Source organism: Glycomyces sp. NPDC047010 (assembly GCF_040644205.1).
GTDB lineage: Bacteria > Actinomycetota > Actinomycetes > Mycobacteriales > Micromonosporaceae > Glycomyces.
Window position 1 is genome coordinate 498458 of the sequence record NZ_JBEYVY010000003.1, and the last position, 26497, is coordinate 524954.

A 26497-nucleotide genomic window follows, 5' to 3' on the forward strand; every position below is an offset into this window, starting at 1 on the left:
TTTGCGCCCCCCCCCCCCTCGCGGGGGGGGGGGGGGGGCGGGCGCCCCCCCCCCCCCCCCGGTCTCCGGACCGCTAAGCGGCCGTGAGCAACTGCGAGGCCGCCAGGTCGCGGTACAGCTCGTCCTTCTCGACCAGCTCGGCGTGCGTGCCGACCGCGCGCACCAGGCCCGCGTCGAACACCACGATCTGGTCGGCGCTGGTCACCGTCGAGAGCCGGTGGGCCACCACGATGACGTTCGTGTGCTCGGCCGCGTCGAGCATGACCTGCTTGAGCGACGCCTCGTTCGCGGCGTCGAGCTGCGAGGTCGCCTCGTCCAGGAGCAGCAGCCGCGGCTTGCGCAGCAGCGCCCGCGCGATGGCGACGCGCTGGCGCTCGCCGCCCGAGAGCGTGGTGCCGCGGTAGCCGATCCGCGAGTCGAGTCCCTCGGGGAGCTTCTCGACCAGCTCGGTGAGGCGCGCGGTCTTCACGACGTCCTCGATCTCGGACTCCGTGGCGTCCTGCGCGGCCATCACGAGGTTCTCGCGCAGCGACCCGTCGAGGACCGGCGCGTCCTGCTCGACGTAGCCGATGAGCCCACGCAGGTCCTCCAGCGGCCACTCGCGCACGTCCACGCCGTCGACGGTGACCCGCCCGGTGGTCGCCGGGTAGAACCGCTCGATCAGCGAGAACACGGTGGTCTTGCCCGCGCCCGAGGGCCCCACGAGCGCGGTCAGGCCGCGCCCGCCGGACGCGAACGTCACGCCGTGGTGCACGTACGGCAGGTCCTCGGCGTACCGGAACGTCACGTCCTCGAACCCGACCTGCGCCGGGCCCTCCGCGGCCGCCACGTGCGACTCGCGCTGAGCCGCCTCGGTCCGCTCGGCCTCGGAGTCGAGGTTCGCGACCTCCTCCACGCGGTGGATCGCGGCCAGGCCGGTCTGGAGCTGCGAGAGCGACGCGACGAGGCCGCTGATCGGGCCCATCAGGTAGAACAGCAGCAGCAGGAAGCCGATGAGCGTGCCGACCTCCATGGCCCCGGAGGCGACGCGCGCGCCGCCGACGCCGAGGACCAGCAGGAACGCGATGTTCACCGGCATGAACGCGGCGACGCCCGCGAGCGCCTCCCAGAACGACGCCTTGACGCCCTTGTCGCGGGCGGTGGTGGCCGCGGCCTCCAGGCGGGCGGTCTCGTGGTCCTCCGCGCCGGACGCCTTGACGGTGCGGAACGCGCTGAAGATCCGCTCCAGCAGGGACCCCATGTCGCCCAGGGCCTTCTGCGAGTCGACCGTGGCGTTCTGGATGCGCGGCATGATGAACAGCATCATGACCGTGACCATCGCGACCATGGCCATGGTGGTGCCGAACAGGACCGGGTCGAGCCAGGCCATGAGGCCGATGCCGCCGAGGATCATGAACGCGTCGGTGACCCCGCCGATGACGGTGGTGCTGGCGACGGTGCGCAGGAGGTTCGTGTCGGAGGTCAGCCGGGACACCAGGTCGCCGGGCTTGAGCCGGTCGACCTCGGCGACCTGGAGGCGCACGAGCCGCCCGATGAGCTGCTTGCGCACGGTCAGGACGACGTCCTGCCCGGCGATCTGCATGAGGTAGGGGCCGAGGGCGCTCAGGGCGCCGCCGACGATCACGACCGCCCCGAGGTAGAGGAGCGGGCGCGTGAGGGACTCGCTGTTGGAGAGGGTGTCGATCACGTCCATCGCGATGAGCGGCTGGACGAGGCCGACGAGCCCGCCCGCGAACGAGAGCGCGCCGCCGATGAGCAGCAGGCGCAGGTGCTGGCGGGCGTACGCCCACAATCGGGTGATCGGGGCCCTGGCCGGGGCCTCGGGTCCGGCATCGGTGGCCGGGGTGGTGTCGGTCATCCTGGTTCCTTCAATAAGCGCAGCGTCGTCGCTGCTCCCGCCGGGTGCTGCGGGACTTCCTCGAAGCTACCCGGGGCGACCGACACCGGCCTCGGCTCACGGGAGTACTTCCGGCTCCACCGGAGGTCGTAAGACCTCAGTCCTCGGCGAGCACGATGATCTTGTCGGTCGGCTGGACCATGAACTGGAGCGACTTGTCCGGGTTCAGGTGGACGCCGTAGCTGGGGGCCTGCTGCGCCTCGGCCACCACGCGGTAGCCGATCGCGGTCTCGCCGCGGCGCCGCGCCGACTCGGCGACGGTGTAGAAGTTGACGGGCACACCGGGGCGCACGTAGTGGTCGGCGGGCTTGAGGTAGATCTCCGAGCCCTCGGGGCTGAACAGGTTCCCGAACACGTGCGACAGGTGCGGGTTCTCGGCGGTCTGCGTCAGCAGGAGGCTGATGAGCTTGTCGCTGACGATGAAGTCGTCGGCCTGCGTGACCTGCGCGAGCGTGCGGTTGCGGTCGTCGGCCATCTCGGAGACGACCTTGAAGCGGGTGTTCGCGCGCTGCGACATGTCGCGCAGGTGGAGCAGGGTCACGAGCGTCCGGGAGTCCGCGAGCTGCGGCGCCACGTCGTCGGAGCACAGGGCGATGATGTGGTCGTACGAGCCGGGGTTGAGCGATTCGAGCAGGACCCGGTCGGTGGTGTCGTCCTGCTTGAAGTTGAGGCCCTGGACGCGCATCGTGGGGCCGATCTTGCGGATCGCCTCGGCCGCGTCGGGGTGGTCGGTGACGACGTCGGTGACCGAGCCGGGCGCGACGTACTGGTCGAGCTGCTCCAGGACCATGCGGGTCTTGGCGTTCCAGCCGAGGATGAGGGTCCGCTCGGGCCGGTTCTTGGGCTCGGCGCGGGCGACGATCGCGGACTCGTCGATGACGGGGCGCGAGCCGTCGAGGCGGATCGCGGAGTCGTCGGAGGCGATGAGGATGAGCTTGTCGCCGGGCTGGAGCTGCGCGTTCGAGGGCGGGTTGACGATGCACCGGCCCTCCTTGGTGAGGACGCCGAGGAACGCGGAGGTCCGGTAGGAGTGCAGGGCCTGGCTCAGGGGGCGGCCGAACAGGTTCGGCTCCTCGACCATGTAGATCTCGTCGCCGCCGAAGTCGAGCAGGTCGGTGTAGACGACGGAGAGGCCGGACTGGCGGCAGGTCTGGACCATGAGGCGGGCCATGAGGTCGTTCGCGTCGACCACGTGCGCGCCGCGCCCGCCCGCGAGGCGGGCCGCGGGGAGGTTCCGGCTCTCCGAGACCGCGCCCACGACATGGCATTTGAGGGCGCCCTGGCCGCCCTGCGTGACGGCGAGGAGGCTGCGCACGAGCTGCGCGTCGGGGTCGTCCTCGCCGGAGGTGAGGAGGATGACGCTCTTGGCCTGGCCGGGGTTGACGATCCCGATGTCGTCGGGGTCGGCGGGGTCGCCGGTGCGGCACACGACGTGCGTGGTCTTCAGGTCGCCGATCTTGGAGCGGACCTCGTCCTCCATCTCGACCTTGTCGCGGTCGGCGAGGATCACGATGACCGCGCGCTTCTCGCTCTCGTTGGCCTCCACCAGTTCCGAGATGATGATGAAGACCTGATCGGACCATCCGAGAATGACGGTGTGATCCTTCTCAACGACGAAGGAGCGCCCTTTCCGGAGGTCTTCGAGTTTCGCGTCGAGACCGGTGGTGAGGACACCGACGAGCGACGACAGGATGACCAGGCCGCCGATGGTCGTGATGAACATGACGACCATGAATGCGCCGGACTCGTCGTCGCCGGTAATGGTCCCGGCGTCGAGGATGTGCGCGAACGAGGTCCACAGTGACCCGCTGAGGCCGTCGCCGCCGCCGACGATCAGCAGGAAGAGGGCACCGATCGCAGTGAGCACCAGCGTGATGACGGTGAGCCATCCGATGAGCGCTTTCGTGCCCTGCGACATGGTGTTGTCGAACCAATAGCGTGCCCGCTGCTTGAATGTCGGATCGGACATCGGGGGCGTCCTTTCTCATTTCACGTGTTGTCGTCCGGCCGACTCGGGGCGGAGGCGAGTGGGGCCGGGAGGGTTTCGGGGCGTGGACCATTCATAGTGCATTGCGTCCACTGCGACCGGTCGGAGCGCTTTCGATACTCGGGGTCACCCGCGGCCTTTTCGGGGGCCGCGAGGGGGCGGGCGGCGGCCGTCGGGTGCTGAACCCCTCCACCCTAGAACGGGCGTCGGAATGGGGCCGGGCGGGCCGCTACCCGGCGGCGCCGGACACGGGCGCGACGCGGATCGCCAAGCGGGTGTGGCGCTTCGGCACGGTGAACCGCACCCCGGCGGCGTCCTCGGGCGGCCCGCCGTCCCGGTACGCGGCGATCTGGAGGCTCACGCCGTCGCGGCACTCGCGGTCCCACAGGTTCGCCTGGGCCGCGACCCTCGCGGCCAGCGCGGCGCCGTCCGGGCCGTGCCCGCGGACGCCGATCTCGTTGCCGCCGGGCACTTTCCGGCACACGACGTACGCGAAGTCGCAGCCCTCCACGACCGCGGGGTTGGCCCAGCGCATGAGGAGCCGCTGGAGGCCGTGGTCGCCGAAGGGGGCGCTCATGCGGCCGTAGCCGGGGAACGCGCAGGCGAGCCACAGGGACAGCTGGGAGGCGTCCTCGTTCACCTTGAGCCGCACGGAGGTCCAGACGGTGGAGCCGCGGCCGTCGAGCGCGTTCTCGGCGCCGGCGGCCTCCACCTCCTCGTCCACGTGGAAGGTGAGGATGCGGCCGGAGGCGAGTTCGACGGTGCGCCCTTCGTGGCTGCCGAGGCCGCGCATGGGCATGAAGCCGCAGCTGACGATGGAGCGGCTGCGCATGACGCCGCCGTCGTAGTCGAAGGCGACGGAGTGCTCGCAGCCGCGGATGCTCAGCGGGGCGACGAGGCGGCCGCCGTCGGCGAGCTGGTCCCACCACGCGGGCGGGAGGTCCCAGGTGCCGACGGTGGCGATGACGCGGTCGTAGGGGGCGCCGCCGGGCCAGCCGAGTTCGCCGTCCCCTTGGACGGCCTGCACGCGTTCGCATCCGACGTCGTCGAGGGCGCCGCGGGCGCGGGCGACGGCGTCGGCGTCGATGTCCACGGTGGTGACGCTGCCTTCGGGGCCGACGAGCGCGTCGAGGAGCGCGGCGTTGTAGCCGGTGCCGGCGCCGATCTCCAGGACGCGGTGGCCGGGGTGCACGTCGAGCTGTTCGAGCATCTCGGCGACGATGGAGGGCTGGGAGGCGGAGCTGACGGCGTCGCCGTCGCTGTTGCGCTTGGTCACGTAGACGTCGTCGGCGTAGGCGGTGCGCAGGGGCGCTTCGGGGATGAAGCGGTGGCGGGGGACGGCGAGCATCGCGGTCTCGACCGATTCGCTCCGGAGCACTCCGCTGGTCCGCAGGCCGCCGACGAGGCGGGTTCGCAGTTTATGCGCTTCATTACCGGAGGTATCGGTGTGATCACCCACGCGCCAAGCGTACGTCCGATGTGCCACGACCGCCTCCTCCACTTCCGCCCCCGAGACCCCGGCCACCACGGACGGCTATTCGGTGCGGTCGCAGCGGTCGTCGAGCATCGCCCAGAGGTCCTCGCGCTGGGCGTCGGGCACGGTGATGGGCGTGGCGATCGGGTCGGCGCCGTCCAGGAGGACCCAGACGGTGAAGCCGAAGGGCTGCTTAGCATCGCCGACCGCGTGGCCCTCGCAGCGGAAGGCGTCGAAGACGAGCGGCACCGTGACGGTCTCGCCCGGGGCGCCCTGGAGCGGGGCGGCGGCCAGCGGCGCGGACTCGACCGTGAAGATGACGCTCCCGCGGACTTCGGTCGCGCCGACGGCGGCCCCGCTCAGCGGCCGCAGTGTCAACCCCCCTTCGAGCGTGCCGTCCGCTGCGGTGGTCAGGTCGCCGAGTTCGATCGCGGTGGCGGCGGCGATCGCCTGGGCGGCGCAGGCTTCCCTGAGCAGCCGGTCAAGCGTGCCGTTGGGGTACGACAATTCGGCGGCGACCTCATAGGAGGCCCCGTCCTCGGTCTCGACGTGGAGGACCGCGGTGGACGGCGCCGCCGTGGAGTCGACGCCGTCGGGGCAGACGGCCTCGCCGTACGCGATGAGCAGGGCGCGGGTGCGGTCGTCGCCGGGGACTTCGCTGTCGAACTCCTGGACGCCCAAGGGCGCGAAGGAGTCCGAGACGAGTTCGATGCCGGTGACGTGGACGGGCGCGTCGCCGTGGTTGGTCACCGCGATGGTGACGTTCCCCGGCGCCATGAAGGAGCGGCGGATCTCGGCCGTCGCGGTCAGCTCCGGTGGCGCCGAAGGGCCCTCGGCCTCGGCCTCCGAGTCGTCCGCGCCCGGCCCGGCGTCACCGTCGGCATCGCCCTCGGCGCCGATCCCGGGCCCGGCGTCGCGGCCCGCGACGCTCCCGCCGAGCGCGGCGGTGGCCGCGGCCAGCAGGAACAGGCCGATGATGCCGACCCGGACCCAACGCATGGCGCCTCCCGCGGCACTCGCGTCCCAGTGGCGGCGTCTGCGGCCCTGGGGCGCATCCAGTCTGGCACCGCCGCGCCACCGGCGGAAGCCCCCGCGCCCCGGCTACTCCGGAACGACGGCCACCGTCAGCAGGTGGTTGCTCGCGCCGATCAGCGACGGCTCGCGCTCGATGAGCCGCAGGCCCTCCAGGAAGTGGGCGCGCACGGACTCGTCGTCGATGAGGCGTTCCATCTCGGGGATGAACCCGGGGAAGCCCTGCACCGCGTACTGGTCCGCGCCGGGCAGGCCCGCGTCGGCGAACTCCGAGGCGACCTCGGAGGGGTGGGCGAGGTAGGCGGTCGTGAACAGGTCCTGGTCGAAGAATTGCAGCACGCCCTCGCGCACGACGCGCAGGCTCGCCTCGGCGCTGATGCCCTTGTCGTCGCCGCCCGCTTTGAACAGCAGGTAGTCGCCCCAGCCCGCCGTGCGGTTGATCGTCACGGCCGCGACGAGCCCGCCGGGACGCGCGCACCGCCGCGCCTCCGCGACCGCGCGCACCCGCTGGCCGCGGTCGGTCAGGTGGTACAGCGGGCCCATGAGCAGGACCGCGTCGAACGCCGCGTCCCCGCAGGGCAGGTCGCGCGCGTCGCCGACGACCGCGTCGACCCCGGGGATCTGCGCGGCGACCTCGACCTGGCTGGGCACCGGGTCGACGAGCGTCACCTTGTGGCCGTCCGCGGCGAGCCAGGACGCGTGGACGCCCGTGGCGCCGCCGACGTCGAGCACGTCCAGTCCCTCGCCGGGCAGGAGGCGCCGCAGCAGGTCCTGCATGCGGACGAACTCCAGGCGGCCGCGCGCGTTGCGGCTCAACCGCTCGCGCTCGCCGCCGCGCTCGTAGTAGGACGCGATCTCGGCTTCGAGTTCCCATTCGTTCATGGGCACGATTCTCTGACAGCGGTTCCCCCGCCGCCACCTGGTTTCGCGCGCAGGAACGGCGGCCGGACTGCCGGGTCCGCGCGCTCCCGCAAGCGCGCAGGCCCGGTCGGCTGGCCGCCGCTGTGCTATCTCACCGCATCGCCCCGCGGCGCCGGCGCGCGGCTCCCCCGGGAGTCGGTCAAGCCATGGCGTGCAACGGAAGCGGTGTCAGTTCGCGGCGACGCGGATGCCCAGGGTGACCATGACGGCCCCGGTCACGCCGTTGAGCCAGGCGCGCACCCGCGGCCGCTCCAGGACCTTCCGCATGAGCCCGATCAGGTTGGCGAGCAGCAGGTAGAACCCGCCGCTGACCGCCGTGCCGACGGCCGCGAGCTCCGCGATGACGGACCAGTCGCCGCCCGTCCCGAGGAACTGCGGCATGAGCGCGGTGAACAGCACGACCGCCTTGGGGTTGAGCAGGTTGCACAGCAGGCCGGACCGGAACGCGGCCCAGCTGCTCATCCCGCGGTCGAGCGCGATCTCCGCGGCGGGCCGGCGCCGCTCCCGGATCGCCGTGATGATCGCGCGGACACCCAGGTAGACGAGGTACACGGCGCCCGCGAGCTTGACGACGGTGAACGCGATCGCGGAGGCCGCGAGGAGCGCGGCGAGCCCGACGGAGGTCGCGACGACCCACACGGCGATGCCGAGCCCGATGCCCAGCGCCGTCCACATGCCGCTCCCGCGGCCGGACATGACGGTGTTGCGCACGACCATCGCGAAGTCGGGGCCTGGGACGATGGCGGCGAGGAGGATCGCCAGCCCGAAGATCAGCAGCACGGTCATGCGGGGTACCCCTTCCAGTGGACGCCTCCGATGGTGCCACCTGCGGGGTCCGGCCGCATCCGGCGATCGACCGGGTCGGGGTACCGGGATGCGGGGGTCACGGCGCCGGGACCGGCGGGGTCCTCACGTTCAGGCCGGGTCGGAGAGCCGCCAGTACTGCTTCTTGTCACGGTCGCGCACGACCACGTCGATCGCGGCGAGCTCCTCGCGCAGTTCTTTCAGGTCGCCGTCGTTGGACTTCTCCAGGGCGCGGTCGCGGGCCTTGAGCAGGGCGTCGGCGCCGCGCGGGAGGCCGTCGGCGCCGGGGACCCAGCGCTTGAGCTCGCCGCCGTGCGGGTCGCCGCCGGGCTGCCACGTGTAGCCGTGGCGCCGCAGGGCCGCGGCGAGGGCGTCGCGGTCGAGGTCGAAGTCCACTTGCGCGATCTCGCGGCGGCGGTGGCCGAGGACCACGAGCCGCTTGCCGTCGAGGAACACGGACGCGACGTCGCCGCGCGCCACCTCCTGCACGTCGTCGCCGCGCTTGAACCGCAGCGAGTCGCGGCCCACGGTGACCTTGAGCATCTCGCTGACCACCCACAGGGCGAGCACGAGCCCGACGACGAGGCCGAGCGCGGTCCCGCCGATGAGCTGCACGGTCCGCGGCAGGTCGGTCAGCAGCTCGAACAGGCCCTGGAACGGGAACCAGGACAGCCCGGTGATCCACTCGGCGATGAGGACCAGGCCCCACCCGAGCGCCGCCCCCACGAGCGGGAGCGCGATGAGGGCCGCCGGGGCGACCCAGGGGGCCTCGGATACGACGGTGCCGCCGTCGCCGTCGGTCCGGGTGTGCTCGGTGGGCATGGGGCCGCCGCCTTTCCGTTGAATGCGAACAAGGCAAGCATATAACATGCCTTCCCACCTGCATAAACACTATCCCGAAGGACTAGTCCGCAAGGAGGAGAACGGATGCGGGCGGCGATACTTTAGTCGCGCCGGACCCGACTTCGGTCGGACCGTCGTACCCGCCTGGCAGCATTGGAAACGGGGGGTCCCCCGGAAGTCCGATTTGCGGAGACCCTCCGCGACACGCTCAATTCGAGCGCGCCGCCGCGACCGCTTCCCGCCAGGGCCGCGCCGCCTCGGACGACAGGCGCTCGGGCACCCGCTCCTCCAAGAGCGCCAACTGCGCGCGCTGCAACCGCCGCTGCGCCTCCCGTTCCGGGCCGGGCCGGAACGCGTGCAGGAACCGGCGCCGCGAGCGCCGCCGCGACAGGCCGCCGGCCTCGTCCTCCGAGAGCGTCCCGGCCGCGACTTCTTCGGCGGAGACCGCCGCCCACCGCGCCCGGAACCCGCGCCGCACCGTGAAGAACACGACGAGCAGCACCGCGAAGTTGAACAGCGGCTTCCCGATCGCCCCCGCGACCCCCTCGAACCAAGGGCTGTCGAACAGGAAGTGCATCCCCATCGCGAGCGCCAGGCACCCCAGCGCGACCCACACGCGCCGCGCCGCCGACCGCCCCGTGGCGCTCACCAGGTACCCGATGCCCGCGCCCGCGACGGCGGACATCGTCCAGTGCGATCCGATCCCGGTGAGCCCGACCCGCACCACCACCGTCTGGAACGTCGCCGCGAACGGCTCCACGCCGCCCGCCATCACCGCCCCGTTGAACCCGTACAGGAAGTTCTCCACCACCTGGAACCCGAACCCGACGAGCACGCCGTACACGAGCCCGTCGGCCGCGCTCCGCACCAGCCGCGTCGAGACCGCCGCGAGCAGGACCACCCCGGCGATCTTCGCGACCTCCTCGTTCAAAGGAGCGGTGAGTGCGGCCGACCAGTTCCCGGCCGTCTCCAGGTCGAACGTGCGCGACCAGATCGAGAACGTGCGCGTGTTCATCAGCAGCGCCAGCCCGCACGCCGCGAGCCCGCCCCACATGAGCGCCAGCCACGTCCCCGACCACGGCGGCGCCTGCACCGGACGCATCGTGCGCCGCGCCAGCCACACGCCCACGACCAGGCACACTCCGAGCACCGCGACGTTCAGCGCCGCCGACCCGGGGAACGCCAGCGCCATCGGCAGCAGGTTCTTCTGGAGGGTCCACAGTCCGAACGCGGAGGCGGCGATCATCGCCCACAGGGCGAGGGACTTGGCGTCGACGGCGGGCCGGACGGCGGTCTCGGGCCTGGCGATGGCGGTCATGCGTGCTGCTCCTCGTCGTCGAAGGCCACGGAGTCGATGATCGACATCGCGGAGTCCCAGACCTCGGCGCGCGCGTGGAGTGGGCCGAGGACCTTGGCCTCGACGGCCTTGGTGCCGTCTTGCGCGGGGAGGACGAACGCGGTGCCGATGCGGGTGTCGATCTGGAGGGTGCCGTAGAGGCCGCCTTCGATCCACTTGGTGTCGAATTCGGAGGGTGTGCCGAGGGCGACGTCGGTGCCGGAGTGCCGCTCGATGTCGAGCACGCGGTCCATGCCCTCCCACATCTCCGCGGTGCCGCTGGGCTTGGCGGCGTTGAAGCCGATGTAGGTGAGCTGCACGGAGACGTCGCCTTGGAGGAACGCGAGGCCGGAGCCGAGGTCGCTGGCGTCCCTGTCGAGGGTCCAGCCCTCGCCAACCTGTGCGGAGGCGTCGCGGTCGCTGCCGAACTCGATGACGGTCCCGGCGGGGAGCGCCTCGCCCGCGGGGAGCGCTTTGGGGATGAGCCCTTCGACGGCGGTGAGCGCGAGGAGCACGCCGATGACGGCGAGGGGCACCCAGATGCGGCGCGCGCCGTGGACCGCGTTCCCGGCCCTGTTGAAATCGTCCACCAGCTCAACTTAACCGCTGGACTGTGGGCTAGCTGGGGAAACGGTGAGCAGTCGGATGTACGTCGGAGCGGGAACGCGAACTTCGATCATCATCCGTACTACGCTCGGTGGATGGCGATTCGATGGACGACCGCGTTCTGGGACTTCCCCGCCGAGGGCTTCGAGGCCGGTGTCGCGTTCTGGCTCAAGGCGACCGGTTCGACCCTGTCGCCGCGCCGCGGCCCCGACGGGTCGTTCGCGACGCTGGTGCCGCCGGGCGCGGACCCGTGTCTGCGGGTGCAGCGGGTGCGGGAGGGCAAGGGCGGCAACCACCTCGACCTGCACGTGGACGATGTGGAGGCGGAGGCCGAGCGCGCGCAGGTCCTCGGCGCGGCGCCGGTGTTCGCGGAGCCGGGCCTGGTGGTGCTGCACTCCCCCGGCGGGTTCGCGTTCTGCCTGGTCGACCACCACGGCGAGGTGAAGGTCCCGGCGCCGGAGGCGTGGCCGGGCGGCCAGCGCAGCCGCGCGGACCAGTTGTGCCTGGACGTGCCGCCGCAGGCGTTCGACCACGAGCTGGTGTTCTGGCAGCGCTTGACGGGCTGGCCGCAGGTGCCGTCGAACTCGCCGGAGTTCCGGCGCCTCCTGTCGCCGTCCGACCTGCCGCTGCGGTTCCTGATCCAGCGCTTGGACGCGGCCGAGCGCGGCCAGTCGAGCGCCGCGCACGTCGACTTGGCGTGCTCGGATGTGGATGCGGAGACCTTGCGCCACACGGAGCTCGGCGCGACGGCGGTGCGCCGCCACCACTGGTGGCAGGTCATGCGCGACCCGGCGGGCCTGGAGTACTGCATCACCGCCCGCGACCCCGACACGGGCGCGGTCCCGGTCTAGGCGGGGGGCTCGGGCAGCAGGGTCAGCGACTCGTGGGCGCGGTCGCAGTCCGCGGTCGGGTCGTCCTCGAAGCCGCGCACGTCGCATTCGGCGCGCACTGTGGACGAGGCCACGACGACCTCGCCGTCCTTGCGGCGCACGGCGGTCGCGCGCAGCCACCACCAGTGCGGGCGCGGGGTGCCGGTCTCGATGCGCACGAACGCGCGGACCGTCGCGGTCGCGGCGGGGCACCCGTCGACGGCGAGCGTGCGGGATTCGAGGTCGTGGCGGTCGGCGAACACGATGCCCTGCGGGCCGGTGACGCGGTCGCGCACGTACGCCTCCAGGTCGGCCGGGTCGGGTTCGCCGTTGAACGCACTTGCGGGGCCGACGCTGTGGAACCCCTTGCGGCCCTGGGTCTCGCGGGTGAGCCGGGAGGTGGGGCGGCGCAGGTAGACGGCGGCGAGGTCGTCGAGTTCGGTCTCGGTGGCGCGGTGCCAGGAGCCGGGCATGCGGTAGGCGACACGGGCTCGCGCGTCGATCACCTCGGTCTCCTTCACCTGGGGGAGCGCGGTCGCGACGGTGAACGGCCGCGGGTCGCGCGCGCCGACCCGCACGAGCCCTTCGCCGGGTTCCGGGGCGCGGCCCACCGGGTGGTGGAGGGCGGCCTCGACGGCGGCGCGGCTGTGGTCGCGCACGCTGACGCGGGTGAAGAACCGGTCGCGGTGGACCGGTCCGCCGGGGCCGTCGAGGGGTTCGCGGGAGGTCGCCACGATCGCGGTGTCGAGCCGGTCGCCGCACCGCCCCATCCGGTCGAACTCGGCCGCGAGCGCGGGATCGGCGGCGAGGAGCAGGCCGACCCGGTCGATGAGGACGACCAGCGGCGGGCCGCCGCGCCCGCGGAGTCCGTTGAGGAGCGCGGTGGCGTCGCGTGCTCGGAGCGGATCGGGGAGGGAGAGGTACGCGTCGGTGTGCGGGAGCGCGGCGAGGTCGGCCAGCTGGTCGGACTCGATCTCGATCGCCATGAGCCGCAGCTCATCGGGACGGTACCGGGCGGCGAGGCTGTGCGCGATGCGCCGCAGCAGGGCGGTCTTCCCGGAGCCGACGGCCCCGCCGATCCAGGCGTGCCTGCGCACGTCGAGGTGGACGGGCCCGCCGTCGCTCCCGGTGCCGATCAGCGCGGTCCGCGAGTCGGGGTCGGGCCGGTAGACGTGGCCCTGGTGCCAGAGCTCGGTGACCGCGGCGAACCGCGGTGCCGCGCCGGTGTCGGGCGGCGGGCGCTCGCCGGTCTCGTCCAGGTCGACGACGCGGCAGTCGTGCAGCAGGCCCTTGGCGAGCGTGCAGTACCGCAGGAGTGGGCTCCCGGTGAGCACGACGTGGACGCCGATCGCGGCGCCGTGCCGCAGCAGGTCGGCGAGGGGCAGGAGCGGGTCGGCCTCGGGGCGGGCGACGTGGTCGGCGTAGTCGTCGGCGATGAGGAACAGCTCGGGGCCCTGCCAGGTGCCGGGGGTGGCGGCGCGGCGTTCGAGGACCTCGCGGATGCGGTCGGCGTACGGCGGCATCTGCGCGGTGGTCAGCACGACGGCGGGGTTCCAGCGGCGCTCGAATTCGAGGCCCCGCATCACACTCCGGACCATCGCGGTCCTGCCGCTGCCCGGCTCGCCTTGGACGAGCAGGTGTGAGCGGGCGGCGAAGTCGGGTTCGTCCACGCCCGCACCCTACTCGGCCCGCACCGGTCTGGGATGCTGGAACGATGCTCCCCGAACCGGTGACGCCCGATCCGCCGCGGCCGGTGGGCCGGGTGCTGATGACGCAGTCGTGGCTCGACCTGGCGTTCCTGCACTGGGAGGCGGACCCGGAGGAGGTGGCGCTGCTGCTGCCGCCGGGCACGGTCCCGGACCTGTTCGAGGGCCGGGCCTATGTGGGGCTGGTGCCGTTCCGGATGCACCGGGTGGGGTGGTTCGAGCTGCCGGGCGTCCCGTACTTCGGGACGTTCCCGGAGACGAACGTGCGGCTGTACTCGGTGGACGGCACGGGGCGGCGCGGCGTCGTGTTCCGCACGCTCGACGCGTCGCGGCTCGTGCCGGTCCTGTTGGCCCGCACCGGGTTCCGGCTCCCGTACGTGTGGTCGAAGATGGGCGTTCGCGCCGAGGGCGACACCGTGGTCTACGAGAGCCGCCGCCGCTGGCCGGGGCCGGAGTACCCGACGAGCCGCATCGCGGTCCGCAGGGGCGGGCCGATCGAGGAGCCGTCCGGTCTGGAGCACTTCCTCACCGCCCGATGGGGACTCCACACGGTGATCGGCGGGCGCCTGCGGTTCATCCCGAACGAGCACCCGCGGTGGCCGCTGCACCGGGCGGAGCTGCTCGAATGCGACGAGGACCTGGTGGAGGCCGCGGGGCTCACGGTCGGGGGCGACCCGGTGAGCGTCATGTGGACGCCGGGGGTGCCGGTCCGCTTCGGACGGCCGATGACCGTCAGTTCGTGAAAAATCCGGCAGGACACCGTTTCCAGGCTCTTGTGCGGTTCGGCTGAGAAAGTTACATTTATCTATAAGGAAGGCTTCTTAATGATATGAGGTGATCCAATGCTCCGTCGACCCCGCCGGAAGCTGATCGCGCTGATAGGCGCGTTCGTGTTCTCACTGGCCCTGGCAACCGGGATCTCGATGTCCGCCGCCAACGCGCAGACCGCCTGCGCCGCGGCGTGGAACGCGGGCTCGGTCTACACGCAGGGCAACACCGTCTCCTACAGCGGCCAGAACTGGACCGCCCAGTGGTGGACGCAGGGCGAGACGCCCGGCACCACCGGCGAGTGGGGCGTGTGGCGCAACCCGGTCGCCTGCGGCGGCGGCACCGACCCCGGCAACCCGGGGACCCCCGCCGGCCTCGACGTCTCCGAGGCCCAGTTCAACCAGATGTTCCCGGGCCGGAACTCCTTCTACACGTACCAGGGCTTCGTCAACGCGACCGCGTCCTACCCGGCCTTCAGCAACACCGGCTCGGCCACCGTCCAGAAGCAGGAGGTGGCGGCGTTCCTCGCCAACGTCTCCCACGAGACCGGCGGCCTCGTCCACATCGTCGAGCAGAACACCGCGAACTACCCCCACTACTGCGACACCAGCCAGTCCTTCGGCTGCCCCGCCGGCCAGGCCGCCTACTACGGCCGCGGCCCGATCCAGCTCAGCTGGAACTTCAACTACAACGCCGCGGGCAACGCCCTCGGCCTGCCGCTCCTGACCAACCCGTGGCTCGTGGAGCAGAACGCCACGGTCGCATGGCAGACCGCCCTCTGGTACTGGAACACCCAGTCCGGCCCGGGCACCATGACCGGCCACACCGCGATGACCTCCGGCGCGGGCTTCGGCGAGTCCATCCGGTCCATCAACGGCTCCATCGAATGCAACGGCGGCAACCCCGCCCAGGTCCAGAGCCGCGTCACGAAGTACCAGTCCTTCACCTCGATCCTCGGCGTCGCCCCGGGATCCAACCTCTACTGCTGATGAGGGGATGAGAACGCGGGCCGGCCGGGAACCCATCGCCCCGGCCGGCCCGCGCCCCTACATCAGCTCGCCCGAGTACCGGTTGCGCCGCACCTCGATCACGCCGAAGCGGATGCTGTGGCCGACCGCCCACTTCTGGATTTCCGCGGCCTGCGCCTTCACGGCCCTGTTCAGCAGCCGCTCCGGAATCCGCACCCCGGGGCCGCGGTCGATCTTCCGCACCCCGTTCGACGCGGCCAGCCCCAGCGCGCCCATCGCGGCGAACACGCAGATCATCGGCGGCCACGCGAACCCGCCGGTGGCGAACAGCAGCACGGCGACCGCGACGAGCACCGCGGCGAGCCCGAACACTCCCAGGACGATCCCGTTGCGCCGCCGCTGGAGCCGCACGTGCTCCTCGGCCGCCGACACCACGACCGGCAGCCGCAGCCCGCACTCGGGACAGGGCAGCTCGATCGACGCCGACCCGGCGTCAGGCACGTCCACCGACGCCGCGAGATCGATCCGGCTGCTCCGGATCATCCGGTCCTCGTCGTAGTACACCGAACCGAGAAGATGGCCGATGACCACCGGAGTCGGGGTTGCCATTGCGGGGCTCCTTCACAGGGTCCGTTGCAGCGCAGAGGGGAAGCACGGCAATCCGACCAACTCTAGAACCAGACCCGCCCCCCGGTCCAGTACGGACGGAACCGCAGGGACACCTGCTCCGCCTCCTCGCCCGGACTACCCCTCTGCAAGGGCCGACTCGGGAGGCGGGTCGGCCCTTGCGGGGGGCTCAGTTCTCGCGGGGGCGTCTGGGGCGGGCGAAGACCGGGATGAGGATTGCTGCCACTACGACGTGCATGACGATGAGGACGATCGTCGTGCCCGTGGTGGCCTCGGTGTAGAAGGGCGGGACCATCTCGAGGGCGAAGATGGCTCCGGCGCCGATGAGCCACAGCAGGACGGCCTTGCGGGGGGCGAAGCGGTCGAGGACGGCGCGGGCGATCCAGCCGAGGCCGCCCGCCAGGAGGGTCATGAAGGCACCGGCGGCGAAGCCGACTTCGATCGGGTCCTGGCCGGGGTTGGCGGCCCGCATCTCGACGCCGAGCGCGGAGGCGATCACTGCGGTGAGGCCGGCTGCGACAGCGGCCGCGACGAGGGCGATGAGGCGGGGGCGCCAGGTCGGGGCGAGCACAGGGCTATCTACTTTGGACATCTGATGGTCTCCACTGCCTTGGGTTTCACGTCGGGGGAACACCATCGAAGGTAGAGCCGGGGACGCCGCTCGCCAATCCGCGAGCGTCCTCGCTTCATGTCCGATCGTCCCGCCCCGGCTAGGCTTCAGCGATGGACGTGCTCAGCGATGTCATGACGGTGCTGCGGACCGGCAGGCCGTTCGCGGCCCGGTTCGCGAAGTCGGGGCCGTGGTCGGACCACCGGCTCGGGCGCCCGAACGGGTTCGGCGTGCAGCTCATGGTGCGCGGCGGCGCCGTCGCGGTCACCGAGGGCGGCGAGACGTTCAAGCTCGGCCCCGGCGACGCGCTGCTCGTCCCCCACGGCGCCCCGCACCTGGTCGCCGACTCCCCCGACACGCCGCCCGGCCCGAGGTGCGAGCCGGGGCAGGCGTTCCCCGGCGCCGTGCTCCGCTCCGACGACCCCGACGCCACGCACGTGATGATCTGCCTCGCATACGAACTCGCGCCGAACCGGACCCACCCGCTCATCGGCACGCTCCCGGACTTCGTCCACCTCCCGGCCGACCCCGAGGCCCGCCCCGGCCTCGCGAACGCCATCGCCATGCTCGACGGCGAGCTGGCCTCCGAGCTGCGCGGCGGCGACACGCTCGTCCCGGCGCTGCTCGACGCGGTCCTGATGTACCTGCTGCGCGCGCTCCTCGGCCCGCGCACCGTCGAGTGCCGCTTCGCGGGCTGGGCGATGGCCCTCGCCGACAAGGCGGTCGGCCCCGCGCTGGAGGCGATCCACGCCGCCCCGGCCCGCCAGTGGACCGTCGCGTCCCTCGGCGAGGTCGCGGGCCTCTCGCGCTCGGCGTTCTCGCGGCGGTTCACCGAGATGGTCGGGCAGCCGCCGCTCGCGTACCTCACGTCGTGGCGGTTGACGGTGGCCGCGCGGCTCCTCGCCGATTCCGAGGCGCCCCTGGCGTCGATCGCGCGGCAGGTCGGGTACGGGTCGGAGTTCGCGTTCGCCGCGGCGTTCAAGCGCGACTTCGGGACGCCGCCGGGCCAGTTCCGCAAGCAGGCGCCCGCGTGCGACCCGGCCGCCGGTCAGCTGCGGCGCGAGGCCGTCGCGGTCTGAATCGCCGCCCGGAACCGCCCGGTTTCGGTACGCTCCCGCGCATGGGGAAGCGGATGAGCGGGCGGATGCGGGCGAGCCGGGTGTGGCACGGGGCGCTGTTCGCGGTCGCACTGGCGGCCCTGGTCACCCAGACGGTCCTGGTGGTGCAGGGCGGCACCGACGTGAACGCCGCCGAAGCCGAGCCCGCGGAGCTCCAGGAGCGGCTGGTCCGGCTGTTCTCCTACTTCACGATCCAGAGCAACATCCTCGTGCTCGCGGCCTCCGGGCTCCTCGCGGCGGACCCGAAGCGCGACGGGCGCGCCTGGCGCGTGCTGCGCCTCGACGCGCTGCTGGGCATCGTCATCACCGGGCTCGTGTTCGCGCTGGTCCTCGCACCGCTGGTGCACCCGGTGGGGGTCGCGTGGTGGGTGAACGCGGGGCTGCACTACGTCAGCCCGGTCGCGTTCCTGCTCGGCTGGCTCCTGTTCGGGCCGCGGGGCCAAGTGGACGGGGGAACCGCGTGGCTCGCGTTCATCTGGCCGGTCGCGTGGATCGGCTACACGTTCTGGCGCGGGCACGAGACCGGCTGGTTTCCGTACCCGTTCCTCGACGCCACGGAACTCGGCTGGCCCAGGGCCGCACTGAACACCGCGATCGTGCTCGGCGCGGCGCTGCTCCTCGCGGCGCTCGCGCAGCTCGTGGACCGGCTCCTCAAACCCGCTTCCGGGCCCGCAAGGCGCCGGGTGCCCTAGAACGGCCAGTTGGCGATCAGCAGTGTCGCTGGAATGCCGAGCAGCGCGCCGAGAATCGTGAACACGAAACCCCAGACCAGCGAACCCCGCCGCTCGCCCTTGAGATGCTCCGAGAGGCGCCGGTCGATGAGGTCGTCCACCGCCGCGCGACTGGGCTCGCTGATATCGGCGAGCGCGCGGGCCTCGTCGGCGCGGCGCTCCGCCTGCTCTGCCCGTGCCGCGAGATCGTCGAGGGTCTCGATCCGGGCCTTGAACTCCTCGGTCAGCTCGACGACCATCTGGCGGACCCGCTCCTGCTCGGCGATCATGAGCAGCGCCGCCCTGTCGAGCAGCGCCGACACTTCGGAGACCGTGCGTCTCATGGAATCCTGCGCTTCGGAGACGCGCTGCTCCAATGGGACTTCCAGGTTGTTCTCGCCGAGCGCCTCGGTCGGCGAGCGCCAAGCGATGATCGAACGTACGCCGACCGCGACCAGCCACACCGCCAACGTCGCCGACGACAGGCCAAGGAGCAGCTCCACAGCATACGACCTGGAGGCGTCCCCGATCGAGTCGACGAACCCGTTGACCTTGTCGAACATGTCGGTGCTCTCGTCCACCGCCATGACTCCACCCGCCACGACCCCGATCACGGCCATTGTGCCGATCCCAGCCCACAGGTCGTCTTTGAGGGCCTGGCGTGCGGCTCGCTTGATCCGGTTGCGGAAACTGCTGACGGGAGGGGGCTGGTGGCTCGTCATCAATCGATGATCCCAGACCACCGGGCTTGCGGCGGTTACCGAGTGGCAGCCCGACGGAGGGCGATGAGCACGACCGGGACGAACAGGGCCGCGCCGATCCACAGCACCGTGTTCGGGCCGGAGCCGTCCACGGCGTAGCCGCCCGCGAACGAGCCGGCGGCGATCGACAGGTTGAACATGACAGTGTTCAGCGAGGTCGCGACCTCGACCTCCCCTGGCTCGGCCGCGTTCATGTACCAGGTCTGCACGGCCGGGGACACCAGGCCGTAGCCCGCGCCCCACAGGATGAGGACCGCGGCGGCCGAGAACAGGTCGCCGACCGCGAACGCCATGAGCGCCATGCCGAGCGCCATCATCACGCCGAGCGCGGCGAGCGTGCCTTTCAGGTGCTTGCCGATGAGCGAGCCGGACGCGACGGTGGCGATGAGCGCGGCCGCGCCGAACACCAGGAGCAGGCCCGAGACCTGCGAGGCGGCGATGCCGTGGGCCTGGAGGATCGGGCTGATGAACGTGTAGGCGATGAAGTGGCCGGTGACGATGAAGAACGTCAGGGCCAGGCCCGTGCGCACGGCCTTGTTGCGGCGCACCAGCCTCGGGAGCGACGCGAACGACACGGTCGTGATCGACGGGAGCTTCGGCACGAGCAGCGCGATCGCGGCCATGGCCGCCAGCGCGAGGACCATGAGCGTCAGGAGCGCGGTGCGCCAGCCGAAGTGGTCGCCGATGAGCGTCCCGGCGGGGATGCCGAGGACGGTAGCGGCGCCGATGCCGCCGTAGACGACGGCGGTCGCGCGGGGCACGTCGCGGGCGGGGACGAGGCGCAGGGCGATGCCGCCGGCGACGGCCCAGAACGCGCCGATGGAGACGCCGACGAGGACGCGGGCGGCGAGGAGCGGCCCGAAGCCGTGCGCGGAGGCGGCGCCGAGGTTGGCGCCCGCGACGAGGAGGGCGAGGCCGAGGAGGACGAGGCGGCGGTCGACGCGGCGGGTGAAGACCACGGCGAGGGGCGCGGAGATCGCGGCGACGAGGCCGGGGACGGTGACCATGAGCCCGGCGGTGCCCTCGCTGACGCCCAGCTCGGCGCTGATCGGCGTGAGCAGGCCCACAGGGAGGACTTCGGAGGTCATGACGACGAAGACGCCGAGGGAGACGGCGGCCACGGCGAGCCACTGCCTGGGCGTGGCGCGCTCGGGCGCGGCGGTGGCGGCGTCAGCGGTCGTCGCTGAGGACAGGGGGCGGTCGAGGGTGGTCACGGCGGTACTCCAGGTGCAGAGTCGGTTCTCGGCAGGACCCTTGCGGGTCGTATTGCCGGAACCGGTCCACCACTCGGTCCGCGCGCGGGCGATGCGGGCCGCGTCCGTACAGGGGCCGCGGCCGGTGGGCCGCGGCCGGGGCGCTGAGGGCCCCTTGGCGGTGTACGGGCGCCTGCCCTGACCGGGTGCCGGAGCTCCCGGGGCGTCGCCTGCTTCAAAGGTACCAGCGTTCGGGGGCGTGCGGCCCGGTCGAACGGCGGTATCGTTCGCCACCGGGCGGGACGGCGCCCGCTCCCCGGTAGGGGGGTGGCGGGCCCATGACAGACTCGTCCTGCGCCGCACGCAGCGTGCGCACGTTCATGGAAGGAATCACGGGCGCATGTCAGCAGAAGGCGGCACCAAGGCGATCGTCGCGGCTCTCGCGGCCAACACGGGCATCGCGATCAGCAAGTTCGTGGCGGCGGCGATCACGGGCTCGGCGTCGATGCTCGCCGAGGGCGTCCACTCCGTGGCGGACGCGGCGAACCAGGTCCTGCTCCTGATCGGCGGCAAGGCGTCGCGCAAGGCCGCCAGCCCCGCCCACCCGTTCGGGTACGGGCGCGAGCGGTACATCTACGCGTTCATCGTCTCGATCGTCCTGTTCTCCATCGGCGGCGTGTACGCGCTGTACGAGGGGTGGCACAAGCTCCACGACACCGGGCACGGCCTGGACGCGCCGCTCGTGGCGGTCGTCGTGCTGCTCGTGGCGATCACGCTGGAGTCGTTCTCGCTGCGCACGGCCGTGAAGGAGTCGAACGCGGTGCGCGGCAAGCAGTCCTGGGTGCAGTTCATCAAGGGCTCCCGCTCCCCCGAGCTGCCCGTGATCCTCCTGGAGGACATCGGCGCGCTCGTCGGCCTCGTGCTCGCGCTCCTGGGCGTGGGCCTCACCTGGATCACCCACAACGGGCTGTTCGACGCCTTGGGCACCATGAGCATCGGCGTGCTGCTGGTGTGCATCGCGGTGGTCCTGGCGATCGAGATCCGCTCGATGCTCATCGGCGAGTCCGCGACGGCCGAGGACATCTCGGCGATCGAGGGCGCGATCAAGCAGGACGGCACGAGCGCCCTCATCCACCTGAAGACCCTGCACGTCGGCCCCGACGAGCTGCTGGTCGCCGCGAAGGTCGGCATCGACCGGTCCGAGACCGGCGCGCAGGTCGCCGCGGAGATCGACGCGGCCGAGGCGCGCATCCGGGCGGCCGTCCCGAAGGCGAAGCTCATCTACATCGAGCCGGACATCCGTCGCGCGGACGCGCCGGACGCCGAGGGCACGGGCGCTTAGGCTGCGGTCATGGCGAAACTGGTGCTGGACCTCCACGACATCTTCAACAAGGGCGACCAGATCGAGAAGGCCCTGCGGGACGTGATGGAGGAGGCGGTCGCGAAGAAGATCGACCTCGTCGAGATCATCCCCGGGAAGGGCTCCGGGCAGCTCAAGAAGAAGGTGCTGCGGTTCCTCGACCAGAAGGACGTCAAGGCCATGTACCACCGGGTCGACAAGGACTCGAAGAACTTCGGGCGGCTCTTCGTGCACTTCCAGCACAAGGACAAAGACCGGCGCAAGAAGCGCTAGAGACGCCGACGGCGGCGCGGTCCTCCTCCCCAGGGGCCGCGCCGCCGCGCTGTATTCACCTGTACGGCTCAGGCCGCCGGGACCCCTGCCGGGCCCCGGACGGGCTCAGTCGACCCGGTCGCCGTCGGCGCCGAGCACCTCCAGCAGCCGCAGCACCGGGACCCGGTAGCTGTGGCCGATCCGGAGGACCTGGACGGGGAAGTCGCCGTCCTTCGCCAATCGGTACGCGACCGTGCGGCCGATCCCCAGGATCTGCGCCGCGGTCTCGACATTGGTCATCACGCCGAGCGACTTGACTCGGTCGACCGTCCAGATGTCGTCCATGGTGGCGACACTCGAAGGCCCCACCTTCGCATTCGGTGTCATGTTCGTCCTCTCCGGCGTCCCGCGCCGACACGGGGTGCATCGGCGCGATGTTGCCAAGGACCAGTCGAACCCACGCGGCACGTCCGAGTCCAGAGCGGCGCGCCGGTTTTCACTCTTACGCGTGGTGTGCGCGTCCTCACCGGATGAGGGACCTTTTGGGCGCGAACGGGATTCATTGCCACCTGACCCCCTTCCGACCTGGGCGAACCGAGTGTTCCCACTCTGTGACCTTGCGAGATGCAATCGAGACCGACGTAGGTTAGCCTTACCTACATGCCAGACGACGCAGGCTTGAACGGCCGCGCCCTCCGACTCGCCTACTTCGGCGAAACAGTCGTCCACGACGCCGACCTCGGCCTCCGCGGTGGCGAGGTCACGGCCCTCCTGGGCCCCAACGGGTCCGGGAAGTCCACGCTCCTGCGGTCCCTCGCCCGCCTCCACCGCCCCGAGGCCGGCACCGTCGACTTCCCCGACGGCACCCAGGCGGCGGCCCTGAGCCCCAAGGAGTTCGCGCGCCGCGTCGCCCTCCTGTCGCAGTCGCGCCCCGTCCCCGGCGGCATCCGCGTCCTCGACGTCATCGGCTACGGACGCCACCCCCACCGCGGCCGCTGGCGCCACGGCGACCCCGACGGCCCCGCGAAGATCCAGCGCGCCATGGAGATCTGCGGCGTCGAGCACATGGCCGAACGCGGCATGGAGGCCCTCTCCGGCGGCGAGCGCCAGCGCGTCTGGCTCGCCTCCTGCCTCGCCCAGGACACCGCCGTGCTCCTCCTCGACGAGCCCACCAACCACCTCGACCTGCGCTACCAGGTCGAGATCCTCGACCTCGTGCGCGACCTCGCCGACGACCACGGCACCGCCGTCGGCGTCGTCCTCCACGACCTCGACCAGGCCGCCGCCGTCGCCGACCGCGCCGTCCTCCTCCACGACGGCCGCGTCAAGGCCGCCGGGACCCCGGCCGAGGTCCTCACCGCCGAGAACCTCACGGCCGCATACGGCATCGACATCCGCGTCGACGCCGACCCCGCGACCGGCCTGCTCACGGCCCGGCCCATCGGCCGCCACCACTCCCGCAGGCTCGCGGGCACCACCACCGAATAGAAGGAAATCGATGCGACTCCCCAACCTCAAGACGTTCGCCGTGCCCGCCGCACTGGCCGCCGTCCTCGCCGCCGCCGCGTGTGGCACCACCGAGCAGGGCGAGGAGACCGGCGGCTCCGAGAACGGCGCCGGACCCGTCTCGGTCACCGACTTCCTCGGCCGCACCGTCGAACTCGACGCCCCCGCGGAGAAGGTGGTCGCCCTCGAATGGGCCGAGGTCGAGATCGTCACCAGCCTCGGCGTCATGCCCGTCGGCGTCGCCGACATGGAGGGCTACACCACCTGGGCCGGGACCTCGGTGCCCCTGGACGACACCGTCACCGACGTGGGCACCCGCCAGGAGCCGTCCATCGACGCCATCGCCGGACTCGGCGCCGACCTCGTCGTCATGGAGACCGACGACGAGGACCTCATCGCCTCCATCGAGGAGTTCGTCCCCGTCCTCGTCACCGAGGGCTCCAACGAGACCGACAACCTCGCCCGCATGAAGCGCGACGTCGACATGATCGCCGAGCTCACCGGCACGACCGACGAGGCCGAGACCCTCTGGGCCGACTTCGAGGCCAAGATCGCCGACACCAAGGCCGCCATCGAGGCCGCCGGCACCGGCACCGTCCCCTACATGTTCGCCGACGGCTGGATCGAGGGCGACGCCGTCTCCATCCGCCCGTTCGCCGCGACCTCCCTCGTCGGGTCCCTCGGCACCGCCGTGGGCCTGGAGAACGTCTGGACCGGCGAGACCGACGGCATGTGGGGCCTGGGCGGCACCGACGTCGAGGGCATGGCCCAGTACACCGACACCGACATGAAGTTCGTCTGGAACAACGCCGACGGCTCCGACATCTTCTCCGAAGGCGTCGCGGGCAACGCGATCTGGGAGAACCTGGCGTTCGTCGAGAACGGCGCGACCTACGAGGTCCCCAAGGGCGTCTGGATGTTCGGCGGCCCCAAGTCCTCCGAAGCGATCCTCGACTACTTCGCCGAGGTCTACGCCAGTTGAGCACCCTGAGTCCGCCGGCGCGACCGGAGGCTCCGGCCCCGAGGGCCCCGCGCCTCCTTCCCACCGCGGCGGCCTTCACCATCACGGTCGGAGCCCTGGTCGCGCTGGCGGCCCTCCACCTCACGCAAGGCACGTCCGAGGTGGACGCCGGAGACCTGCTCGCGCTGGTCTCCGGCAGCGCCGACGCCAGCGTGTGGCACGTCCTCCAAGGGGCGCGCCTGCCGCGCCTCGCCGGGGCGGTCCTCGTCGGGATCGCCTTGGGCGCATCGGGTGTGCTCCTCCAGTCGGTGGCGCGCAACCCGCTCGCCAGCCCGGACACGCTCGCGGTCAACGCCGGGTCGTACCTGGCGGTGACCGCGGTGGCGGCCTTCGGGATCACGCTGCCGTTCGTCTCCGGGCTCGGCGTCGCGTTCATCGGCGCGCTGCTGACCGCGGGCCTGGTGCTCGCGCTGTCCGCGGGCGGCGGCGAGTCGGCGACGACCCGCCTGATCCTCGCCGGGTCCGCGACCGCGATGGCCGCGAACTCCCTGGTGTCCCTGCTGATCCTGCTGTTCCAGGAGGAGACGACCGGCCTGTTCGCCTGGGGCTCGGGCAGTCTCAACCTCGCCGGGTTCCACTCAATGGCGCAGGCCGCGCCGCTCGTCGTCCTCGCCGTGGTCGCCGCGATGCTGTGGGCGCCGCGCCTGGACCTGCTGCGCCTGGGCGACGACACCGCGTCGAGCCTCGGCGTCCACGTGCGGCGCACCCGCACGGTGGCGGTCGTCTGCTCGCTGCTGCTGGCCGCGTGCGCGGTCACGATCGCCGGGCCCATCGGCTTCGTCGGCCTCGCCGCGCCCGTCATCGCCCGCCAGATCGCGCGGCGCTTCCCCACGCTGCTCGCGCACCGGGTGCTCATCCCGTTCAGCGCCCTGTGCGGCGCGCTCGTCATCGTCGCCGCGGACCTCGCGGTCCGCGCGATCCTCGGCGCCGAGAAGAGCATCGAGATCCCCGTCGGCGTCACGACCACGATCCTCGGCGCGGCCGTCATGGTCTGGCTGGCCCGCACGGTCACCAGCGCGGGCTCGGAGGACCGCCCCGCGATCCTCCACGGCGCCGCCAACCGGTCCCGGACCGCGTTCGTGCTCATCGTCATCGGCCTCGCCGCCGCCTCGATCGGGGCCCTGTTCGCCGGGATGCTCTCGGGCGACACGATGCTCCTCGGCGGCGACCTCCTCAACTGGGTCGCGGGCAAGACCGGCGCGAGCTACACGTGGATCATCGAGCAGCGCTACCCCCGCGTCATCGCCGCGATCCTCGCCGGCGCCGCCCTCGCCTGCGCGGGCACGGTCACCCAGGGCATCCTGCGCAACCCGCTCGCCGAACCCGGCCTCCTCGGCGTCACCGCGGGCGCCGGGATCGGCGCGGTCACCCTGATCACCTGGGCCCCTTCGTCGGGCGCGTGGGCGGTCACCGGCGTTGCGGCCGTGGGCGGTCTGGGCGCGTTCGCGCTCGTGTACGCCCTCGCCTGGCGCGGCGGCCTCGACACGTCCCGCCTCGTCCTCATCGGCATCGGCGTCTGGTCGATCGGCATGGCCGCGATCACGCTGATCATCCTGGCCTCGGACCCGTGGAACACGCCCAAGGCGATGACCTGGCTGTCGGGCACGACCTACGGGCGGACCGCGGACCGGCTCATCCCGCTCCTCGCCGCGCTCGTGGTCGTCCTCCCCTTGATCATCGCGCACCGCAAGGAGATCGACCTCCTGGCGCTGGACGACGACACCCCGCGGACGCTCGGCGTCCGCCTGGAGCGCACGCGCCTGCTCCTCCTGGGCGCCGCCGCCGTCCTCACCGCCGCCGCAGTAGCGGTGGTGGGCGTGATCGGCTTCGTCGGCCTGGTGGCCCCGCACCTCGCGCGCGGCCTGGTCGGCAGCCGCCACACCAGGGTCCTCCCGGTCTCGATCTTCCTCGGCATCCTCCTCGTGAGCCTCGCGGACACCGTGGGCCGCACGGTGATCGCCCCGGCGCAGATCCCGGCGGGTCTGGTCTGCTCGCTGATCGGGACGCCGTACTTCGTCTGGCTGCTGTGGAGGACGCGCACCAGAAGCGCCTGAGATTGGGGCGGGATTCACCGGGGGTTCATCGACAGGGTCGAATATCGATCCGACCGCTGAACCCCCGCTTCTCA

Annotated in this window: 25 protein-coding genes; 10 read left to right on the forward strand and 15 right to left on the reverse strand. The window is 71.9% G+C overall.

Annotated elements, in window-relative coordinates; genetic code table 11:
- Nucleotides 1-73: 73 nt before the first annotated feature.
- The 9 genes from AB0A65_RS08775 to AB0A65_RS08815 all read right to left on the reverse strand — a co-directional run bounded on the left by AB0A65_RS08775 (nt 74) and on the right by AB0A65_RS08815 (nt 10884).
- A complete protein-coding gene (locus AB0A65_RS08775; RefSeq protein WP_359948492.1) occupies nt 74-1858 on the reverse strand; it encodes an ABC transporter ATP-binding protein in 1785 nt (594 codons plus the stop codon).
- Between the two features lie 136 nt (nt 1859-1994).
- The gene (locus AB0A65_RS08780; RefSeq protein WP_359948495.1) at nt 1995-3866 is read right to left on the reverse strand and encodes a potassium transporter TrkA; all 1872 of its coding nucleotides are present in this window, start codon (nt 3864-3866) and stop codon (nt 1995-1997) included.
- Between the two features lie 247 nt (nt 3867-4113).
- Nucleotides 4114-5412: a methyltransferase, FxLD system gene (fxlM, locus tag AB0A65_RS08785; RefSeq protein ID WP_359948498.1), complete on the reverse strand. Its 1299-nt coding sequence runs from the start codon at nt 5410-5412 to the stop codon at nt 4114-4116.
- A 6-nt stretch (nt 5413-5418) separates the two neighbouring features.
- Nucleotides 5419-6357 carry a hypothetical protein gene (locus AB0A65_RS08790; RefSeq protein ID WP_359948501.1) on the reverse strand — a complete coding sequence of 313 codons (939 nt, stop codon included), beginning with the start codon at nt 6355-6357 and terminating at the stop codon, nt 5419-5421.
- A gap of 102 nt (nt 6358-6459) precedes the next feature.
- Nucleotides 6460-7272, reverse strand: coding sequence for a methyltransferase domain-containing protein (locus AB0A65_RS08795; RefSeq protein WP_359948504.1), 813 nt, complete (start codon nt 7270-7272; stop codon nt 6460-6462).
- 207 nt (nt 7273-7479) lie between these two features.
- Nucleotides 7480-8097 (reverse strand): LysE family translocator, encoded by a 618-nt coding sequence (locus tag AB0A65_RS08800; RefSeq protein WP_359948507.1) that lies wholly within the window; start codon nt 8095-8097, stop codon nt 7480-7482.
- A 129-nt stretch (nt 8098-8226) separates the two neighbouring features.
- Complete coding sequence (locus AB0A65_RS08805; protein ID WP_359948510.1) at nt 8227-8937, reverse strand: hypothetical protein; 711 nt, start codon at nt 8935-8937, stop codon at nt 8227-8229.
- A 229-nt stretch (nt 8938-9166) separates the two neighbouring features.
- A complete protein-coding gene (locus tag AB0A65_RS08810; protein ID WP_359948513.1) occupies nt 9167-10276 on the reverse strand; it encodes a PrsW family intramembrane metalloprotease in 1110 nt (369 codons plus the stop codon).
- On the reverse strand, nt 10273-10884 hold the full coding sequence (locus AB0A65_RS08815; RefSeq protein ID WP_359948516.1) for a hypothetical protein: 612 nt from the start codon (nt 10882-10884) through the stop codon (nt 10273-10275). Before AB0A65_RS08815 ends, AB0A65_RS08810 begins: the two co-directional genes overlap by 4 nt.
- 111 nt (nt 10885-10995) lie before the next feature.
- Here AB0A65_RS08815 and AB0A65_RS08820 point away from each other — a divergent pair, with 111 nt between their 5' ends.
- A complete protein-coding gene (locus tag AB0A65_RS08820) occupies nt 10996-11751 on the forward strand; it encodes a VOC family protein (protein ID WP_359948519.1) in 756 nt (251 codons plus the stop codon).
- On the opposite strand, the gene AB0A65_RS08825 is transcribed toward AB0A65_RS08820, so the two are convergent.
- On the reverse strand, nt 11748-13439 hold the full coding sequence (locus AB0A65_RS08825) for an FtsK/SpoIIIE domain-containing protein (RefSeq protein ID WP_359948522.1): 1692 nt from the start codon (nt 13437-13439) through the stop codon (nt 11748-11750). The genes AB0A65_RS08820 and AB0A65_RS08825 overlap by 4 nt on opposite strands.
- A 44-nt stretch (nt 13440-13483) precedes the next feature.
- Here AB0A65_RS08825 and AB0A65_RS08830 point away from each other — a divergent pair, with 44 nt between their 5' ends.
- Together AB0A65_RS08830 and AB0A65_RS08835 are read left to right on the forward strand one after the other, a co-directional pair.
- Nucleotides 13484-14218 carry a DUF2071 domain-containing protein gene (locus AB0A65_RS08830; protein ID WP_359948525.1) on the forward strand — a complete coding sequence of 245 codons (735 nt, stop codon included), beginning with the start codon at nt 13484-13486 and terminating at the stop codon, nt 14216-14218.
- Nucleotides 14219-14317: 99 nt separating this feature from the next.
- Nucleotides 14318-15232 (forward strand): glycoside hydrolase family 19 protein, encoded by a 915-nt coding sequence (locus tag AB0A65_RS08835; RefSeq protein WP_359948528.1) that lies wholly within the window; start codon nt 14318-14320, stop codon nt 15230-15232.
- 57 nt (nt 15233-15289) lie between these two features.
- Here the strand turns inward: AB0A65_RS08835 and AB0A65_RS08840 are convergent, their stop codons facing one another.
- A complete protein-coding gene (locus AB0A65_RS08840; protein ID WP_359948531.1) occupies nt 15290-15820 on the reverse strand; it encodes a hypothetical protein in 531 nt (176 codons plus the stop codon).
- A 187-nt stretch (nt 15821-16007) separates the two neighbouring features.
- Complete coding sequence (locus AB0A65_RS08845) at nt 16008-16430, reverse strand: DUF6069 family protein (protein ID WP_359948534.1); 423 nt, start codon at nt 16428-16430, stop codon at nt 16008-16010.
- 131 nt (nt 16431-16561) lie between these two features.
- Here AB0A65_RS08845 and AB0A65_RS08850 point away from each other — a divergent pair, with 131 nt between their 5' ends.
- Nucleotides 16562-17527, forward strand: a complete 966-nt coding sequence (locus AB0A65_RS08850; protein ID WP_359948537.1) for an AraC family transcriptional regulator — start codon at nt 16562-16564, stop codon at nt 17525-17527.
- Nucleotides 17528-17568: 41 nt separating this feature from the next.
- Nucleotides 17569-18258 (forward strand): Pr6Pr family membrane protein, encoded by a 690-nt coding sequence (locus AB0A65_RS08855; protein ID WP_359948540.1) that lies wholly within the window; start codon nt 17569-17571, stop codon nt 18256-18258.
- Here the strand turns inward: AB0A65_RS08855 and AB0A65_RS08860 are convergent.
- Both AB0A65_RS08860 and AB0A65_RS08865 read right to left on the reverse strand, forming a co-directional pair.
- Nucleotides 18255-18998, reverse strand: a complete 744-nt coding sequence (locus AB0A65_RS08860; protein ID WP_359948542.1) for a hypothetical protein — start codon at nt 18996-18998, stop codon at nt 18255-18257. The genes AB0A65_RS08855 and AB0A65_RS08860 overlap by 4 nt on opposite strands.
- 35 nt (nt 18999-19033) lie before the next feature.
- Entirely contained in the window at nt 19034-20251 is a 1218-nt protein-coding gene (locus AB0A65_RS08865) for an MFS transporter (protein ID WP_359948545.1), read from the reverse strand.
- Nucleotides 20252-20630: 379 nt separating this feature from the next.
- On the opposite strand from AB0A65_RS08865, the gene AB0A65_RS08870 reads away from it, so the two are divergent.
- A complete protein-coding gene (locus tag AB0A65_RS08870) occupies nt 20631-21572 on the forward strand; it encodes a cation diffusion facilitator family transporter (protein ID WP_359948548.1) in 942 nt (313 codons plus the stop codon).
- Between the two features lie 9 nt (nt 21573-21581).
- Complete coding sequence (locus AB0A65_RS08875) at nt 21582-21863, forward strand: Smr/MutS family protein (RefSeq protein WP_359948551.1); 282 nt, start codon at nt 21582-21584, stop codon at nt 21861-21863.
- Between the two features lie 105 nt (nt 21864-21968).
- On the opposite strand, the gene AB0A65_RS08880 is transcribed toward AB0A65_RS08875, so the two are convergent.
- The gene (locus AB0A65_RS08880; protein ID WP_359948554.1) at nt 21969-22229 is read right to left on the reverse strand and encodes a helix-turn-helix domain-containing protein; all 261 of its coding nucleotides are present in this window, start codon (nt 22227-22229) and stop codon (nt 21969-21971) included.
- A 273-nt stretch (nt 22230-22502) separates the two neighbouring features.
- On the opposite strand from AB0A65_RS08880, the gene AB0A65_RS08885 reads away from it, so the two are divergent.
- Genes AB0A65_RS08885 through AB0A65_RS08895 form a run of 3 tightly spaced genes read left to right on the forward strand, consistent with a single transcriptional unit; the run spans nt 22503 to nt 26423 of the window.
- Entirely contained in the window at nt 22503-23330 is an 828-nt protein-coding gene (locus AB0A65_RS08885) for an ABC transporter ATP-binding protein (protein WP_359948557.1), read from the forward strand.
- A gap of 10 nt (nt 23331-23340) precedes the next feature.
- Entirely contained in the window at nt 23341-24330 is a 990-nt protein-coding gene (locus AB0A65_RS08890) for an iron-siderophore ABC transporter substrate-binding protein (RefSeq protein WP_359948560.1), read from the forward strand.
- Nucleotides 24327-26423, forward strand: coding sequence for an iron ABC transporter permease (locus AB0A65_RS08895; protein WP_359948563.1), 2097 nt, complete (start codon nt 24327-24329; stop codon nt 26421-26423). Before AB0A65_RS08890 ends, AB0A65_RS08895 begins: the two co-directional genes overlap by 4 nt.
- Nucleotides 26424-26497 lie beyond the last annotated feature (74 nt).

Coding starts and splice junctions, on each gene's coding strand:
- AB0A65_RS08840 (WP_359948531.1), bottom strand. CDS start 15,820: ATGGCAACCCCGACTCCGGTGGTCATCGGCCATCTTCTCGGTTCGGTG.
- AB0A65_RS08870 (WP_359948548.1), top strand. CDS start 20,631: ATGTCAGCAGAAGGCGGCACCAAGGCGATCGTCGCGGCTCTCGCGGCC.
- AB0A65_RS08855 (WP_359948540.1), top strand. CDS start 17,569: ATGGGGAAGCGGATGAGCGGGCGGATGCGGGCGAGCCGGGTGTGGCAC.
- AB0A65_RS08890 (WP_359948560.1), top strand. CDS start 23,341: ATGCGACTCCCCAACCTCAAGACGTTCGCCGTGCCCGCCGCACTGGCC.
- AB0A65_RS08885 (WP_359948557.1), top strand. CDS start 22,503: ATGCCAGACGACGCAGGCTTGAACGGCCGCGCCCTCCGACTCGCCTAC.
- AB0A65_RS08775 (WP_359948492.1), bottom strand. CDS start 1,858: ATGACCGACACCACCCCGGCCACCGATGCCGGACCCGAGGCCCCGGCC.
- AB0A65_RS08830 (WP_359948525.1), top strand. CDS start 13,484: ATGCTCCCCGAACCGGTGACGCCCGATCCGCCGCGGCCGGTGGGCCGG.
- AB0A65_RS08790 (WP_359948501.1), bottom strand. CDS start 6,357: ATGCGTTGGGTCCGGGTCGGCATCATCGGCCTGTTCCTGCTGGCCGCG.
- AB0A65_RS08875 (WP_359948551.1), top strand. CDS start 21,582: ATGGCGAAACTGGTGCTGGACCTCCACGACATCTTCAACAAGGGCGAC.
- AB0A65_RS08850 (WP_359948537.1), top strand. CDS start 16,562: ATGGACGTGCTCAGCGATGTCATGACGGTGCTGCGGACCGGCAGGCCG.
- AB0A65_RS08835 (WP_359948528.1), top strand. CDS start 14,318: ATGCTCCGTCGACCCCGCCGGAAGCTGATCGCGCTGATAGGCGCGTTC.
- AB0A65_RS08780 (WP_359948495.1), bottom strand. CDS start 3,866: ATGTCCGATCCGACATTCAAGCAGCGGGCACGCTATTGGTTCGACAAC.
- AB0A65_RS08845 (WP_359948534.1), bottom strand. CDS start 16,430: ATGTCCAAAGTAGATAGCCCTGTGCTCGCCCCGACCTGGCGCCCCCGC.
- AB0A65_RS08820 (WP_359948519.1), top strand. CDS start 10,996: ATGGCGATTCGATGGACGACCGCGTTCTGGGACTTCCCCGCCGAGGGC.
- AB0A65_RS08880 (WP_359948554.1), bottom strand. CDS start 22,229: ATGACACCGAATGCGAAGGTGGGGCCTTCGAGTGTCGCCACCATGGAC.
- AB0A65_RS08860 (WP_359948542.1), bottom strand. CDS start 18,998: ATGACGAGCCACCAGCCCCCTCCCGTCAGCAGTTTCCGCAACCGGATC.
- AB0A65_RS08805 (WP_359948510.1), bottom strand. CDS start 8,937: ATGCCCACCGAGCACACCCGGACCGACGGCGACGGCGGCACCGTCGTA.
- AB0A65_RS08795 (WP_359948504.1), bottom strand. CDS start 7,272: ATGAACGAATGGGAACTCGAAGCCGAGATCGCGTCCTACTACGAGCGC.
- AB0A65_RS08800 (WP_359948507.1), bottom strand. CDS start 8,097: ATGACCGTGCTGCTGATCTTCGGGCTGGCGATCCTCCTCGCCGCCATC.
- AB0A65_RS08810 (WP_359948513.1), bottom strand. CDS start 10,276: ATGACCGCCATCGCCAGGCCCGAGACCGCCGTCCGGCCCGCCGTCGAC.